This is a genomic window from Amycolatopsis plumensis (assembly GCF_042652605.1).
GTDB lineage: Bacteria > Actinomycetota > Actinomycetes > Mycobacteriales > Pseudonocardiaceae > Amycolatopsis > Amycolatopsis plumensis.
This window is the reverse complement of sequence record NZ_JBHSJY010000001.1, coordinates 3,734,578-3,749,225: the sequence shown is the minus strand read 5'-3', so window position 1 is coordinate 3,749,225 and position 14,648 is coordinate 3,734,578. Positions and strand designations below refer to the sequence as shown.

General features: G+C 71.3%; 12 protein-coding genes. 4 read left to right on the top strand and 8 right to left on the bottom strand.

All coding sequences use genetic code 11. The features are described from left to right. Nucleotides 1–5: 5 nt before the first annotated feature. A complete protein-coding gene (gene rplM / locus ACFPLC_RS18180; protein ID WP_004560141.1) occupies nt 6–458 on the bottom strand; it encodes a 50S ribosomal protein L13 in 453 nt (150 codons plus the stop codon). A gap of 261 nt (nt 459–719) precedes the next feature. Between rplM and ACFPLC_RS18175 the strand changes: the two genes are divergently transcribed. Both ACFPLC_RS18175 and ACFPLC_RS18170 read left to right on the top strand, forming a co-directional pair. Next, a complete protein-coding gene (locus ACFPLC_RS18175; protein WP_191315679.1) occupies nt 720–1,613 on the top strand; it encodes a hypothetical protein in 894 nt (297 codons plus the stop codon). 29 nt (nt 1,614–1,642) lie between these two features. After that, nucleotides 1,643–2,332 carry a DUF4333 domain-containing protein gene (locus tag ACFPLC_RS18170; RefSeq protein WP_378189225.1) on the top strand — a complete coding sequence of 230 codons (690 nt, stop codon included), beginning with the start codon at nt 1,643–1,645 and terminating at the stop codon, nt 2,330–2,332. Nucleotides 2,333–2,431: 99 nt separating this feature from the next. On the opposite strand, the gene ACFPLC_RS18165 is transcribed toward ACFPLC_RS18170, so the two are convergent. From ACFPLC_RS18165 to eccCa, 5 genes are all read right to left on the bottom strand, one after another. Beyond that, entirely contained in the window at nt 2,432–2,725 is a 294-nt protein-coding gene (locus ACFPLC_RS18165; RefSeq protein ID WP_191315681.1) for a WXG100 family type VII secretion target, read from the bottom strand. A 56-nt stretch (nt 2,726–2,781) separates the two neighbouring features. Next, nucleotides 2,782–3,108, bottom strand: coding sequence for a WXG100 family type VII secretion target (locus ACFPLC_RS18160; protein WP_378189226.1), 327 nt, complete (start codon nt 3,106–3,108; stop codon nt 2,782–2,784). A gap of 259 nt (nt 3,109–3,367) precedes the next feature. Beyond that, nucleotides 3,368–3,706: a hypothetical protein gene (locus ACFPLC_RS18155; RefSeq protein ID WP_378189227.1), complete on the bottom strand. Its 339-nt coding sequence runs from the start codon at nt 3,704–3,706 to the stop codon at nt 3,368–3,370. A 14-nt stretch (nt 3,707–3,720) separates the two neighbouring features. Next, nucleotides 3,721–5,727 carry a type VII secretion-associated protein gene (locus ACFPLC_RS18150; RefSeq protein ID WP_378189228.1) on the bottom strand — a complete coding sequence of 669 codons (2,007 nt, stop codon included), beginning with the start codon at nt 5,725–5,727 and terminating at the stop codon, nt 3,721–3,723. 106 nt (nt 5,728–5,833) lie between these two features. Continuing rightward, a complete protein-coding gene (gene eccCa, locus ACFPLC_RS18145) occupies nt 5,834–9,844 on the bottom strand; it encodes a type VII secretion protein EccCa (protein ID WP_378189229.1) in 4,011 nt (1,336 codons plus the stop codon). Nucleotides 9,845–10,153: 309 nt separating this feature from the next. Here eccCa and eccD point away from each other — a divergent pair, with 309 nt between their 5' ends. Together eccD and ACFPLC_RS18135 are read left to right on the top strand one after the other, a co-directional pair. Continuing rightward, nucleotides 10,154–11,518 carry a type VII secretion integral membrane protein EccD gene (gene eccD / locus ACFPLC_RS18140; RefSeq protein WP_191316665.1) on the top strand — a complete coding sequence of 455 codons (1,365 nt, stop codon included), beginning with the start codon at nt 10,154–10,156 and terminating at the stop codon, nt 11,516–11,518. A gap of 20 nt (nt 11,519–11,538) precedes the next feature. After that, nucleotides 11,539–13,155: a S8 family serine peptidase gene (locus ACFPLC_RS18135; protein ID WP_378189230.1), complete on the top strand. Its 1,617-nt coding sequence runs from the start codon at nt 11,539–11,541 to the stop codon at nt 13,153–13,155. Between the two features lie 172 nt (nt 13,156–13,327). On the opposite strand, the gene ACFPLC_RS18130 is transcribed toward ACFPLC_RS18135, so the two are convergent. Beyond that, entirely contained in the window at nt 13,328–14,308 is a 981-nt protein-coding gene (locus tag ACFPLC_RS18130; RefSeq protein ID WP_378189231.1) for a WXG100 family type VII secretion target, read from the bottom strand. Then, the gene (locus ACFPLC_RS18125; RefSeq protein ID WP_378235867.1) at nt 14,305–14,637 is read right to left on the bottom strand and encodes a hypothetical protein; all 333 of its coding nucleotides are present in this window, start codon (nt 14,635–14,637) and stop codon (nt 14,305–14,307) included. Before ACFPLC_RS18125 ends, ACFPLC_RS18130 begins: the two co-directional genes overlap by 4 nt. Nucleotides 14,638–14,648: the final 11 nt, after the last annotated feature.

Genomic DNA, 14,648 nt, shown 5'->3' with positions numbered 1-14,648 from the left:
CTCACTCACTGCGCGACCTGCGCGATCTTGGTGATCTCGCGCGCCTGCGGCTGCTGCGCGGCGTGCGGGTGCTGCGGGCCGGCGTACACCTTCAGCTTCTTCGCCTGGGCGCGGCCGAGCTTGTTCTTCGGCAGCATGCCCTTGACGACCTTCTCGACAAGGTGCTCGGGCTTGGTGTCCAGCAGCTCGCCGAACGAGCGCTTCCGCAGACCGCCCGGGTAACCGCTGTGCCGGTAGGCGAACTTCTGCTCGCGCTTGTTACCGGTGAGCGCGACCTTCTCGGCGTTGACGATGATGACGAAGTCACCGGTGTCCACGTGCGGGGCGTAGGTCGGCTTGTGCTTGCCGCGCAGCAGCGTGGCGACCTCGGTCGCCAGCCGTCCGAGCACGACATCCTCGGCGTCGATCACGTGCCAGGCACGAGTGACGTCGCCGGGCTTGGGGCTGTACGTGGGCAAGGGTCTACCTCGTCGTCAACATTGCGTGTGGGTTCTGTGCGGGCCTAGCGCTTACGCGCCGCAGCGCACAACGACATATGAAGATACCCCCACGGTCACCGCACCCGCGCATCGGGGGTGGTGGAAGCGCCCATACTAGGCTCCGAACGGCCCGGGCGCAGCGGGGACTCTACCGGATTTTTCCCGCCGAAGCGCCTGCACGCGCCACCGCGACACGCGAGGATGGGGCCATCCGGGCGACACGGCTGAGCAGGGGACGGCATGAGCAAACGACCGACGGCGATCTTCGTCCTGGGCGCCGTACTGGCCCTGGTCAGCGCCTGCGGCACGGCGAAGGCGGGCACCGCGCTGCCGAAGGGCGACGACGCGGCGGACTACGTCGGCGCCAAGTTCGAGCAGGTGATCGGCAAGCTCTCGGACGCCATCACCGACTCGCGCGACGTCACCAACTCGCTGGACGCCTACTTCAAGTTCGACGACAAGTGGATCCACAGCACCGTGACGTCGGCGCGGGCGGGCAACCCGGAGAGCCGGGCGGTGCGGCACCGGTCGCAGAAGAACCCGGATGAGATCATCGACACGTACACGCCCGCGGACGGCCCGGTCGAGTACACCTACCTCGGCCCGGTCTACGTGCAGAAGGGCGTCTCGCCGACGGCGTGGGTCTCGATGCCGAAGCCGGAGGGTGGCCTGGTCCTGCCGTGCGTCTGGGGCGGGGTGCTCACGCCGTGCCGGATGGCGGACTCGACCGTGGCGGCGTACGAGGCCGACAAGCGCGCGGTCCGCGGCGCCAAGAGCCTCGGCGACGGCAAGACCGCGCTGACGGTGAACGTGCCGTTCGGAATCTTCGTCGACAAGAAGGTCGAGATCCTGCCGCCGAGCCTGACGAGCAAGATCGGGCCCGAGCTGAAGAAGGCCGCCGTCCCGGCCACGATCACGCTGAACCCCGACGGCAGCCTGGTCTCCTTCGTGATGGAGGCCAAGTTCGCCGGCGACGGCCACCAGCTCGAGCTCAAGTACGAGTTCCGGTTCACCGGCAAGGCGAGCCAGCAGGACATGCCGAAGCTGCCGGACGCGAGCCAGATCACGGTGCTGCCCGACCGGGCGGCGATGGACGACTTCTACCGCCGGCTCGGCGAAGCGCAGGGCAGCTGAGGCGTGACCAGGACCCGAGGTGATCTCCGATGAGCCAGCCGCCCGACCCGCAGCAGCCGCAGCAGTGGTGGCAGCCGCCCGCGTCCGGCGCCGCACCGCAGCCGGGCGCGTGGCAGCCCGAGCAGCAGGCGACCGGCCCGCACTCCGGGCAGTGGCAGCAGCACGCCGACCCGGGTGCGGTGTCGGGCTCCTACACCGGCCAGTGGCAGCCGGGGCAGCCGTCGGGCTCGTTCTCCGGGCCGTGGCAGCCGGGGCCGCAGAGCGGGCCGTGGCCGCCGCCGTCCCCGCCGGCGCCGCAGCAGCCGACGCCGACGCCGGGCCACGGGCAGCCGCAGTACGGCGGCGGGTTCCAGCCGGCGCAGTACGGCGGCCTGGGCGCGTTCCCGGTTGAGCCGGCGAAGAAGCCGAAGTCGAAGAAGCCGGTGCTGATCGCCCTCGCCGCGGTCCTGGTGCTCGCGGTCGGCGGCGGTGCCGCGTGGCTGCTGGGGGCGTTCCGCGGGGACGTCCTGGAGCAACAGTCCCTTCAGGACGGTGTGGTCAAGGTCCTCAACGAGAGCTACGGCGAGCCGGACGTGAAGAACGCGCAGTGCCCGGCGAACGAAGCCGCGCAGAACGGCACGACGTTCGACTGCACGGTGACCATCGGCGGGCAGCAGAAGAAGGTGACCGTGCGGGTGCTCAACGACCGGCCCGAGTACGAGGTCGGCGCCCCGCACTGAGGTTTTCCTGCCCAGCAAAGGGCTCTGCTTCCCTGACAACAGAAAACGGCGGGCCCCGCACCGGAGTGCGGGCCCGCCGTGGTTTCCGGGGCTACCGGCTCAGAACAGGCCTTCGACGGCGTTGTCCGTGGACTGGTAACCGTCGGCGATCTGCGGCAGGGCGGCGGCGATCTGCGCCAGAACCTGCTTCAGGTCCTCGAACTTCTGGTCCCAGGTGCGCTGGGCGGCGTCGTACTGCTCCTTCGCCGAACCGGTCCAGGTGGTGGTCAGCGGACGCAGGTCGTCCTTGAGGCGGTCGAAGGCGGACTGCAGCTCGCCGCCCGTCTGCGTGCAGTCGTCCGCGGCCTGGCGGATGGTGGCGTAATTGACGACAATGCCGGCGCCATCAGGCATGGCTTACTCCTTTTGAGCTGAAGATGATGGGTGGTGGGAAAGGATCCGGAAGGTGCTCAGCCGAGGGCGTCGAAGCCGCGGTTCACGGCGCCGAGGATCTCCTGCTGCTGCTGCTCGGAACGCTCGTACTTGGAGCCGGCTTCCTTGAGCAGCTCACCGATGCGCTGCAGGGCCTGCGCCATGCCGCGGGCGTCGTCGTCGAAGCGCATCATCACGTGGTCGAAGGCCTTCTGCGCTTCACCCTGCCAGCCGGCGCGGGTGGCCTCGATGCGGTCGCGCAGCGTCGAAAGGTTCTGGTCCATCTGGGCCCGCACCTCGGTCACGCGGCCTTCGGCCTCGGTGAACTGGGCGACTGTCCCTTGGAATCCCTGTCCGGCGCTCATACCGGTACCCCCTTCATAAGAGTGGTGGTGTGTTGTCCGTACCAAGCTTGTTCGTTCGTACGGCCCTACGACGCAGACATTGCCACGTCCGGTTCCCCCTTGTCGTGCTTTGCCCCGAAGTAGTTGCTTGCGTTAACGCCCGCCGCGGGAACCGATCGCCGCGGGGGTACGGAGAACTCCCCGAGCCGGTGGCGCATCGCCCGAAAATGTGTTCTCCACCAGCGGAATTAGCACGCGCACAGCACCGGCCGCGCCGGTTTCACTGATCGCGCTGCATGATTCGCATCTGGGAAAAGTCTTCTTCGTCGTCACCCGATCGAGGGGTTCGGGCCGAAGGTTGCGAACGCGAAGGAACCGGATCGGGAACCGCGAGCCCGCGGGCGCGGCGGAACCGTTCGGCGGCCGCGCGCAGCGTTCCCGGGGTCGGGTCGCCGGACTTCGCGCCGCGTCCGCTCCGCTTCAGGAGGTCGGCGTTTTCGCTGTGGTGCCGCTGATTGCGCGCCTTCGCGTTCCCGGCGACGCGACGCGCGTGCGTCATCGCGTCCTGGCCGATGCGCCTGAAGGACGCCGCGGCGCTCTCGAATTCTTCGGACGGCACCGCGTGCCCTCCTCTCAGTTGAGGATTTCGACCGTGCGCACGGCTTGCGCGCACGCGGCGGCGACCCGGTCGCGCAGCGGGGCCGTGGCGTACTGGCAGCCGACGTGGACGCGGATCCGGCCCTTCGCCACGACGTACCAGTCGACCTGGAGATCGGGCCGGTCCTTCTTGCTCTCGTGGTAGCCGATCACCGTCTTGCCGGCGTACGACAGGCTCGAATCGAACGCGCTGTAGCGGTGGTAGGGATCGGTGTCCGCGCGCTGCTTGAGCTCGTCGACGAGCTTCTGCGGGTCCGCGGTCGCGTCGTAGTCCATGACGTACTCCTGCGCGACCACGAGGTCGTTGCCGTCCCGGGACTCCTGCGGGTGGATCACGACCTGCTTGTCGGCGACCCGGTCGTCGGTCTGGACCCAGTCCTCCGGGGCGACGAACTTGAAGTCGTACTGCGAAAGCGTCCGGCCGCTCTCCGCCTGGTCCCCGGAGCTCTTGAACACGAGGAACCCGGCGACGAGCACGGCCACGACGACCACCGCCGCCGCGATCAGGCCCCACAGCCGGCGCCGGCTCTTCCCGGCCGCGGGCGACGGCTGGACCGGGGCCGGCGGGTTCGGCCGGGTGGGCGGCCCGGCGGGCGGGGTCCACGGCCGGGCCGCCGGCTGCCCGTGGGGCGGCGACGGCGGGGCCGCACGGTTCGGGAACCCGGCGGGCCCGGCCACCGGAGCGCGCGGCGGTGCCGGGCGCTGGCCCCCCTCAGCCGGGCGCGGGGCGAGGTCGCCGGGGCGGACGACCTCCGTGCGCTGCGCCGCCGGGTTGAGGGCGCCGCCCGGTACCGCGCCCAGCCGCGCCATCGCTTCGCCGGGCAGCGCGCCGGTGCGGTCCGGGTCCACCAGCACCGCCCGCAGCGCGCCGCGCGCGACCACCGTTTCGGGCTGGTCGAGGCTCGTCGGCACGACGCCGGTGCGTTCGTGCACCAGCCGCGAGATCATCGGGATCCGGCTCGAGCCGCCGACCAGGAAGATCGCCGTGAGCTGCTTCGGCCGCAGGCCGGCGTCGCCGATCGCGGCGACCGTCAGCTCGACGGCCCGGCCGAGCGGGGCCGCGATCAGCCGTTCGAGGTCTTCGCGCGTGACGTGCGCGTCGGCGAAGGGCGGCGGCATCGGCACGTCGGTGTAGGCGTGCCGGGACAACGTCTCCTTCGCGCCCCGCACGTCCTGGCGCAGCACGCGGCGACGGCGCCGGTCGGCCAGCTCGCGGCCTTCGACGAGCTCGCGCCAGGCGTCCGGATCGGCCGCGGAGACCAGGGAACCGACGTGCTCCAGCAGCGCCTGGTCGATGTCCGCGCCGCCGAAGCCGGGGTCGCCCCGGGTGGCGAGCACCTGGAAGCCGCCGCGCTGCGGACGGCCGGCGCGGTCCCGCGCGGTGTCCGGCGGCAGCCGCCGCACCACGCTGACGTCGACCGTGCCGCCGCCGAGGTCGAGCACCGCGAGCGCGTCGCCGGGGCGGCCGCTGAACTCGACCGTGCGGTCGTTCGTCACGTCCTGCGGTGCGAACGTCGCCGCGTGGTAGACCGCCGCCGCGACCGGCTCGGGCACCAGCGCGACCTCGCGCGCCAGCCCGCCCGCCGCCTGCCGCAGCAGCCGGGTGCGGATCGCGCCCCAGTCGGCGGGGTGGGTCAGCACGAGCAGGTCGACCTCGGCGTCACCGGCCAGGCGGCGCGCTTCGGACACCGCGCGCCCCAGCACGGCGTGGACGACGTCGGTCACCCGCAGGACGTTCTCGCCGAGCAGCAGCTCGCCCTCGTCGATCCGCCGCTTCGGGTTCGGTTCGTAGCGCGACGGGTCGACGGCCGCCTGCCGCTCGGCCTCCTGGCCGACGAACAGCGTGCCGTCCGCCGCCGCGTACACCGCCGAGGACATCAGCGGCTGGCCGTCGATCACCACGACCTGCGGCTCGCGCCCGTTGACCGAGGCGACGACACAGGTGCTCGATGTCCCGAAGTCCACCGCAACCCGGACCGTCACCAGCAGCTCCCGCACATTCCGTCGCGATCCCCCGCGCCCCGCCGCCGGGACGCGCCCCCGAGGAGGAACCTACCCACCTCGCCGGGAGCGCGTCCGGCCGCCGTCGTCAGTCGGGCTGGATCCACGACACCTGGATCAGCTGCTTGCCGTTCTTCCGGGTCAGCAGGTTGCCCCGGCCCGGCGGCATCGCGCTCGGCTTGATGTTGCCGACCAGCGCCCCTTCGTCGCGCGAACCGTTCATCACCATGCCCGGCGCCGCGATCTCCTTGAGCTTGCCGATGATCGGGTCGTACATCGCCTTGCTCGCGCCACCGGTGCGCCGCACGGTCACCAGGTGCAGGCCGACGTCCTTGGCCTGCGGGAGGAAGTCGGAGATCTTCCGCAGCGGGTTGTTCGTCGACGTGGCCACCAGGTCGTAGTCGTCGACCAGGATGAACAGCTCCGGGCCCTTCCACCAGGACCGCGTCTTCAGCTGCTCCTGCGTGACGTCCGGACCCGGCAGGCGCCGCGTCATCGAGTTGAAGACGTCGCCGACCATGCTTTCCAGCTGCGCGGCCGAAACCGCGTACCCGAGCAGCGAATCCCCCTGGATGAACCCGAGCATCGTGCGCCGGTAGTCGACCAGCAGGATGAGCGCTTCCTTGGCGGTGTAGCGCTCCGAGATGCCCCGGGCGATCTGCCGCAGCAGGTTGGTCTTCCCCGACTCGCCGTCCGCGAAGGCGTAGAAGTGCGGCTCGGCGTTGAAGTCGAGGTAGATCGGCTGCAGGTCTTCTTCGTTGACGCCGATCGGGATGAGCTTCGAGTCCCGCGCGGTGTCGAGCTTGAGCACGTCTTCGTAGGTGATCAGCTCGGGCAGCAGGCGGACCTGCGGCGCGACGCGGCCGCGCCACGCGCCCTTGATCTTCGCCACCGCGTCGGCCACGCCGGCCGCGACCGTCTCCGGGTCGCTGGAGCCGTCGATCCGCGGGAGGCCGCCGAGCATGTGCAGCTTCTCCCGGGTGAGGCCGCGGCCCGGCCGCCCGGCCGGGACGTTCACCGCGACGCGCCGGTCGATGTCCGACTCGGTCGGGTCACCGAGGCGCAGCTCGAACCGGGTGCCCAGCATGTCCTTGATCGCCGGGCGGATGTCGGCCCACCGGTTGGCGGAGATGATCACGTGCACGCCGTAGGACAGACCCTGGGTGGCGAGCCGGGTGATCGTGGTCTCGAGCTCTTCGAAGTCGTCGCGCAGGGCCCGCCAGTTGTCCACGATCAAGAACGCGTCGCCGAACGGGTCCTGGTCCGGCCGGATCTCGCCGCGGCGCTTGCGGTTGCGGAACTCGGTCATCGAGTCGATGCCCATCGCCCCGAACCGGCCTTCGCGCTCGGTGAGCAGGGTGGTCAGCTCGGCCACGATCCGGCGGGCCTTGTCCGGCTCGCGCCGGGCCACCGCGACGCCACCGACGTGCGGCAGGTCCGCGAGCCCGGCCAGGGTGCCACCACCGAGGTCGAGGCAGTAGAACTGCGCCTCCTCCGGCGTGTGCGTCAGCGCCATCGACATGATCAGCGTCCGCAGCATGGTCGACTTGCCCGTCTGCGGGCCGCCGACGATCACGCCGTGGCCCGCCGCACCGGAGAAGTCGGCCCACAGCGGGTCGCGGCGCTGCTCGTACGGCCGGTCGATGATGCCCAGCGGCACCTGCAGCCGCCCGTTGCCGAAGTAGCCGACCGGGGACAGGCCGCGGTCGTCGGTCGGGTTCAGGTTGGGCAGCAGCGTGTCGAGCGAGTTCGGGTCCTTCAGCGGCGGCAGCCACACCTCGTGCGCCGGCGGGCCCTGGCCCACCAGGCGCGAGACGATGACGTCGAGCTCGCTGGGTTCGACCGCTTCCTCGGACTGCGGCTGCTGCTGCACCGGCGCCTCGATCTGCTGCGGCTCCGGCTCCTTCGGCAGCTCGACGAAGTCCGGGACGAACAGCTGCGGCCGCTTGTCCGCGCGGACCACGGTCGCCGCCGGGCCCGCCGCCTTGAGGCCGGCCGGGCGGTACGGACCCGAGACGTAGGACGCCTTGAACCGCACCAGCGTCGACGTGTCGTACTTCAGGTAGCCGCCACCGGGGACCGACGGCAGCTCGAACGCGTCCGGCACGCCGATCGCGGCGCGGGATTCCGCCGCCGAGAACGTCTTGAGGCCGATCCGGTACGACAGGTGCGAGTCGAGACCGCGCAGCTTGCCCTCTTCGAGGCGCTGCGAGGCCAGCAGCATGTGCATCTGCAGCGACCGGCCCAGCCGGCCGATGGCGACGAACAGGTCGATGAAGTCCGGCTTCGCGCTCAGCAGCTCGGAAAACTCGTCGCAGACGATGAACAACGCCGGCAGCGGGTCGAGGTCCGCACCGTTCTCGCGCGCTTTCTCGTATTCCCAGACGTTCTTGAAGTTGCCGCCGTTCTTCAGCGCTTCCTGACGCCGGTTCATTTCGCCGGCCAGCGCGTCCTTCATGCGGTCGACCAGGGTGACCTCGTCCGCGAGGTTGGTGATGACCGCGGAGACGTGCGGGGCCTTGTCGAGGCCGAGGAACGTCGCGCCACCCTTGAAGTCGACGAGGACGAAGTTCAGCGTGCTCGACGAATGCGTGGCCAGCAGGCCCAGCACCAGGGTGCGGAGGAACTCCGACTTGCCGGAACCGGTGGCGCCGATGCACAGGCCGTGCGGGCCCATGCCCTCGGCGGCCGCTTCCTTGATGTCCAGCTCGACCGGCTGGCCGTACTCGCCGACGCCGAACGGGACGCGGTAGCGGTCGCGGATCGGCCGCGGCCGCCACGCCTGCTGGACGTCGAAGGTCATCGGGTCGCCGGGGATGCCGAGCAGCTCCAGCAGCGACGGGTTGGACAGCAGCGGCTCTTCGTCGCCGATGTCCTGGCCCGCGGCGCCGCCGACGCGGTACGGCGAGATGAGCCGGGCCAGCGACTCGGTTTCGACCAGGCTGAGGGTGTCCGGGCGGCCGAACCACTCGACGCCGCCGGCGCTGCGGGCACCCAGCCGGTCCGCCTCGACGACCAGCCGGAGGCCGCGGCGGGCGGCGAGGTTGCCGAGGGAGTCGGACAGGTCGATCAGCGTGACGCCGACCAGGCCCTCTTCGAGGACGATCTGCTCTTCGCGGGTGACTTCGGCGTCGTCGATGATGATGACGACGTGCGGTTGGTCCGGGGCCGGCGTGGCGTTGCGGGAGAAGCGCTGGCGGTCACGCAGTTCTTCGTCGAGCCAGTCTTCGATCTGGGCCAGCGAACCGGCCATCATGCGGAGCTGGCCGATGCCGTCGGACAGCGTGGGGTGCTGGACGTGCGGCAGCCACTTCGCCCACTCCCACTCCTCCTTGGCTCGGCCCGCGGTGGCGACCGCGATCAGCACGTCGTCGGGGCTGTGGAAGGTGACCAGCTGCGCGAGCATCGCGCGGGTGAGGCCGCGGGTCAGCGCGCGGTCGCCCTGCATGCTGACCGCGGCGAACCCGCGGAGGGTGATCTGGGTCGGCAGGTCGGGGACGATCGAGTGCGCGCGCACGAACCGGCGCAGCGCGAGGGTGGCGATCGGCTCCAGCTCGTCGACGGGCCCGGTCTGGGGCGGGACCAGCCGCGTCGCGAGCCGGTGCGAGCTGCGCCCGACGCGCAGGTGCAGGAAGTCCTGGTCGTTCTGGCGGCGTTCCCACATCCGGCGGCTCGCGGCCAGCGACCACAGCGACTGGGGGTCCGGGTGCACCCACTCCAGTGCCGCGCGCTGGTCGACCATGGCCTCGCGGGCGCGGTCGCGCATCTGGCCCAGGTAGCGCAGGTAGTCCTTGCGGTCTTCGTCCATCTCGGCGCGCTTGGCGCCGCCGCCCTTGCCACCGCCGCCGGCCATCATCCCGAGCGTCCCGACGACCATCATGCCGCCCATGGCCATCATCATCGGGTTCCGGTTGCTGGCCTGGAACATGAAGACCATCATCCCGAGCGACGCGACGATCATGACGACCGGAAGCGCCTTCATCACGATGTTGCCGGGGATGACCCGGGGCACCTCGGGCGGTGGCTCCAGGTGCACCTCACCGCCCGGCGGCCGCGGTGCCGCCAGCCGCGGCGACTTCTTGAACTGCAGCGTGCTCATCGAAGGACCCCTCATTCAAACGCGACGATGGCGGCCACCGCGCAAGGTGTGCGCGACCAACCTATCGAACGCCCCCCGGGAATTCCGCCGGATGCCGGAACCCCTCGGAAACGCTGCCCGATCGTCGTCGGGCGAGTGTACGGCCCGGCACCGACAGTAAACTGCGGTTCGCGGGTGCGAGCGGCCATTGCCGGTGATTTTCGGACGTTCGATGATGTCGGCACCGGGGTTCGGTATAAGTTCCCCCGGGAGCAGCATCGACCGAGCGGGGGCAGTGCAGTGGCTACGGGCACGACAGTATTCAGCAGGGTGACGGTCGTCGCGCCGTCCACCCGGATCGACGTGGCGCTGCCCGCCGACGTCGCGGTGGCCGACCTGCTGCCGATGCTGCTGGACATGGCCAAGGAGACCTCGCCCGACGGCGGGGCCCGCCACGGTGGCTGGGCGCTGGCCAAGCTCGGGGACGCCCCGCTCGACCCGAGCCGCACGCTGGCCTCGCTCGGCGTCGTCGACGGCGAACTGCTCCAGCTGCGCAAGCGCAACGAAAACCCGCCGCCGCCGCTGTACGACGACGTCGTCGACGCCATCGCCGAGTCGTCCCCGGACAGCTTCCGGCCGTGGACGAAGGAGACGGCGAACCGGTTCGGGCACGTGGCCGGCGGGCTGGCGCTGTTCGCCGCCGCCGTCGCGCTGTTCATGAGCGGCTCGTTCTACGGCGGCAGCGCGCTGGGCGCGGCCATCGCCGGCGGCATCGGCGCGATCGCCTGCGTCGCGATCGGCGCCACCCTCGCCAAGGGCTACCAGGCCGAGCCGACCGGCGTGCTGATCGCCGCGGCGGGCGGCCTGCCGCTGGCCTTCGTCAGCGGCTTCTACATCGTGCCCGGGCTGTCCCTGCGGGCGAACCTGCTGCTCGGCGCGGTGCTGGTGATCATCGTCGCCTCGGTCTGCATCATGGTCATCGGCGCCGGCATCACGACGTTCATCGCCGCGGCCACCGCGGGCACCTTCGGCGCGCTGGCCTTCCTGTTCGGCACGCTCGTCGCGCACCCGGCGCCCGGCATCGCGGCCGGCACCGTCGCGGTCGCCCTCGCCTGCATCTCGATCCTGCCGCGCGCCACGATCTGGCTCGCGAAGCTGCCGCTGCCGCACGTCCCCAGCAACGCCGAAGAGCTGAAGGAAGACTCCGGCTTCCCCGACTACCGGGCGATCGAGCGCCGCACGGCGATCGCGCACAACTACATGACCGGCCTGATGGTCGGTTGCGGTGCCACGGTGGCCGTCTCCGCGATCATCGCTGCGAGCGCGCCCGGGGCGTTCGGGATCATCCTCGCCGTCGTCGCGACGCTCGTCCTGCTGCTGCGCGCCCGCGCGTACGCCAACGGCAGCCAGGCGATCGCGCTGCTCACCACCGGCCTGGTCTCGGCCACCGGGATCGCCGTCGGCTGGCTGATCTCGGCGAACGCCCAGAACCGGCTGCTCTACGTCTTCGGCGTGCTGATCCTGCTGGCCGCGGGCGCGCTCGTCGTCGGCGTGATCTTCCCGAACCAGCGGTTCTCGCCGCCGCTGCGCCGCACGGTGGAGATCATCGAAGCGATCTGCATCGCCTCCGTGCTGCCCCTCGCCCTGGGTGTGATGGACCTCTACACCACCCTGCGGCACCTGAACTTCAAGTGACCGGATCGGGTGAATCTCCGATGGCAGCAGCACGGCATCCCGGCGCCACCCGAAGGACCACGACGGCCCTGCTGGCCGGCACGATCGGCCTCCTGTCGCCGTTGACGCTCGCGGTGCCCGCGTGGGGGCAGGCCGCACCGGCCGACGGCTACTTCGCGACCCCGCCGCCGGTCGACATGGGCAAGCTGATCCCGGACTCGCGCCAGCCCGACAAGACGTACACGCAGACGAAGGGCTGCGTGCAGCGCAGCACCCTCGGCCAGGACATCCAGATCAAGAACCGCCCGTGGGGCCAGGAGTACCTGCAGATCTCCAAGGCGCAGGACATCGTCAAGGCGGCCACGGGCGGCAGTGCCGGCGGCGGCGTCCGCGTCGCGGTGATCGACACCGGCGTGACGCGGCACCCGTGGTTCCAGGACCGGCTCAAGTCCGGCGGCGACTACGTGGCCACGCCGACGAAGGGCCAGCCACAGGGTCTCGAGGACTGCGACGGCCACGGCACCGAGGTCGCCGGGATCATCGGGGCGAAGCCGGACAACCCCGAGGTCGGCTTCGTCGGCGTCGCCCCGGACGCCACGATCGTGTCCTACCGCCAGCTCAGCGAGAACTACGAGCCCGCGAAGCAGAACGCGACGGCCGGTTCGAGCGCCCCTCCTCCGTCGTCCAGCACGAACCCGCCGCCGGAATCCTCCACCGAACCGCCGCCCGGCGGTGGCGGTGGCGGCGCCGAAGGCGACGGGACGTCCCCCGGGCAGTCCAACGGCGGACGTCAGCTGGAGAAGGCCGGCACCGCGGGCACGCTGAAGACGCTGGCCGAGATCATCCGCGGCATCGCCGAGCGGAAGGAAGCCGACATCATCAACATGTCGGTCGACAACTGCCGCCCGGCCACCGGCTCGATCACCGAAGGCGAGCAGCAGGTCCAGGCGGCCGTGCGCTTCGCGGCGCAGGCCGGCATCGTGATCGTCGCCGCGGCCGGCAACGCGACGGACACCTGCCCGCAGAACGACCAGCCGGACGCGCGGAAGCCCAAGACGATCGTGACGCCGCCGTGGTTCGCCGACGACGTGCTGTCGGTCGGGGCGATCGACGAGTTCGGCAGTGTCGCGCCGTTCAGCGTGCACGGCCCGTGGGTCGGCGTCGCGGCTCCCGGCACGAAGATCGTGTCGCTCGACCCCGCCGAGGGGTCCGGCAGCCTGGCGAACCTGACGTTCGAAAACGGCGACAAGGCCAGCGAAATCCAGGGCACCAGCTTCGCGGCACCGTACGTGGCCGGCTTGGCGGCGCTGGTCAAGGCGAAGTACCCGAAGCTCGACGCCAAGGGCATCATCAACCGGATCAAGGAGACCGCCCAGCACCCGGCGGCCCCGGGCGGCCGCGACAACTTCGTCGGCTACGGCGTGATCGACCCGGTGGCGGCGCTGACCCAGGTCCTGCCCTCGGAGGTCGGGAACCAGGCACCCATCCCCGCCCCGCAGATGGCCCAGCTCCCCCCGGCGAACGACCGCAGCTCAACCCCGATGATCGTCGCCTTGGCCGGAACAGCGGGCGGCGTGCTCGCCCTGCTGATCACGCTGTTCGTGATGCACACGATCCGCCGCAACCGCCCAGCCGAGCCCGAAACCACCCGCCGCTGACGGGCCTCACCGTGCTTGGAGAGGCATCACGTGTGCTTGGAGAGGCATCACGCGTGACTGGGAGGGCATCACGCGTGATTGAGCGGGCATCGGCGTGATGCCCCCTGGATCACGTGTGATGCCCCCTGGATCACGCGTGATGCCCCCTGGATCACGTGTGATGCCCGGTTGGTCACTTCGCGGGCGGGTTCTTCTCCGGTGGCTTGTCGTCCTCGCCGATCACCGGTGGGGCGACCAGACCGGGCTCGCCCAGCAGGTCCGACGACTTCGTGACCGGGCGGGTCTTCGACGGGCGGCGCGCCTGGCTGCCCGAGCCGAAGGCGCCGAAGCCCATCATCGGCATCATCGGGACTCCGCCCGACATGCTGTGGTCCGGCTCCGCCTGCGGGGCGGGCGGTGGGTCGGCGGGCTGCGGCGTTTCGGGGGCTCCGGCACCCGTGTGGCGGCCCTCCGCCGGGCCGTCGGCCGACGACGGGGTCATGACCTCGTCCGCTGAAGCCGCTTCGTTCAGCGCGTCGTCGTGCAGCTTGAAGCGCTCCGGCGGGTACCGGTGCCGGATCTCGATCGTGCGGGACGCCGCGTCCGGGTCGTCGACGCCGTTGCACAGCCGGTCGAACGCCTCCAGCACGTCGCGGGCGGTTTCGTGCAAGGCCTTGGCCGAATCCTGCGTCTCCTGCAGCTGCGCCCGGGCGCGCTTGGCGCCGCCGCTCGGAAGCAGCATCGTCTCCGACGTCAGCTCCGCCGCGTCCACCAGCACCTCGGCGAGGTCGACGGCGACGTGCCGCAGGGTCGTCACCATCTCGTCCAGCGCGCCGGCGAGTGCTTCGAGTGCCTCGCGCAGGTCGCCGCCCGCCGCGCCGATCGCGCGGATGTACGCGACGAACGAGTCGGCGTCCTTGCCCTCCCAGCCCGCGTCGAGCCGGCCGAGCTCGTCGTCCAGGCGCGCCGAAACCTCGGCCGCGACCGAGGCGGCCTGGCGCAGGCTGTCCGCCTCCGCGCCGAGGTCGGCCCAGCGGCCGATCAGCGGCCGGAAGTACGTCTCGACGGGGTCGATCACGCCCAGCTGCCGCGAGAGGTCCGTGAGGTAGGCCAGGTACGGCTCGGCCGCCGCGGTGATGTCCTCGCCCGCCGGTACCGGCACCGAAGTCGTCATCCGTCGAGCCTCCCGGCCCGCTTGATCAGCTCCGCGGCGTCCGCGTCCTGGCCGCCGTGGCGCACCGCCACCTGCCGCAGCGCCTCCGCGGCCGAGCGCAGCGCCTCGGCGCCGTCGGCCAGCTGACGCCGCAACGCCCCGGACGCGCGGCCGTACGACTCGCCGAGGCCGATCTGCGCGCCCAGCGTCCCGTAGGACTCCGCGGTGACGTCCCCGCCGACCTCGGCCGCCGCCGCGTCCAGGTCGGCCGCGGCGGCCTCGGCCGTCTCGGCGTACCGGGCGACGACGACGCCGTCCATCCTCAAGCCGGCCACGGCACCTCCGCTCACGAGAAAGACCT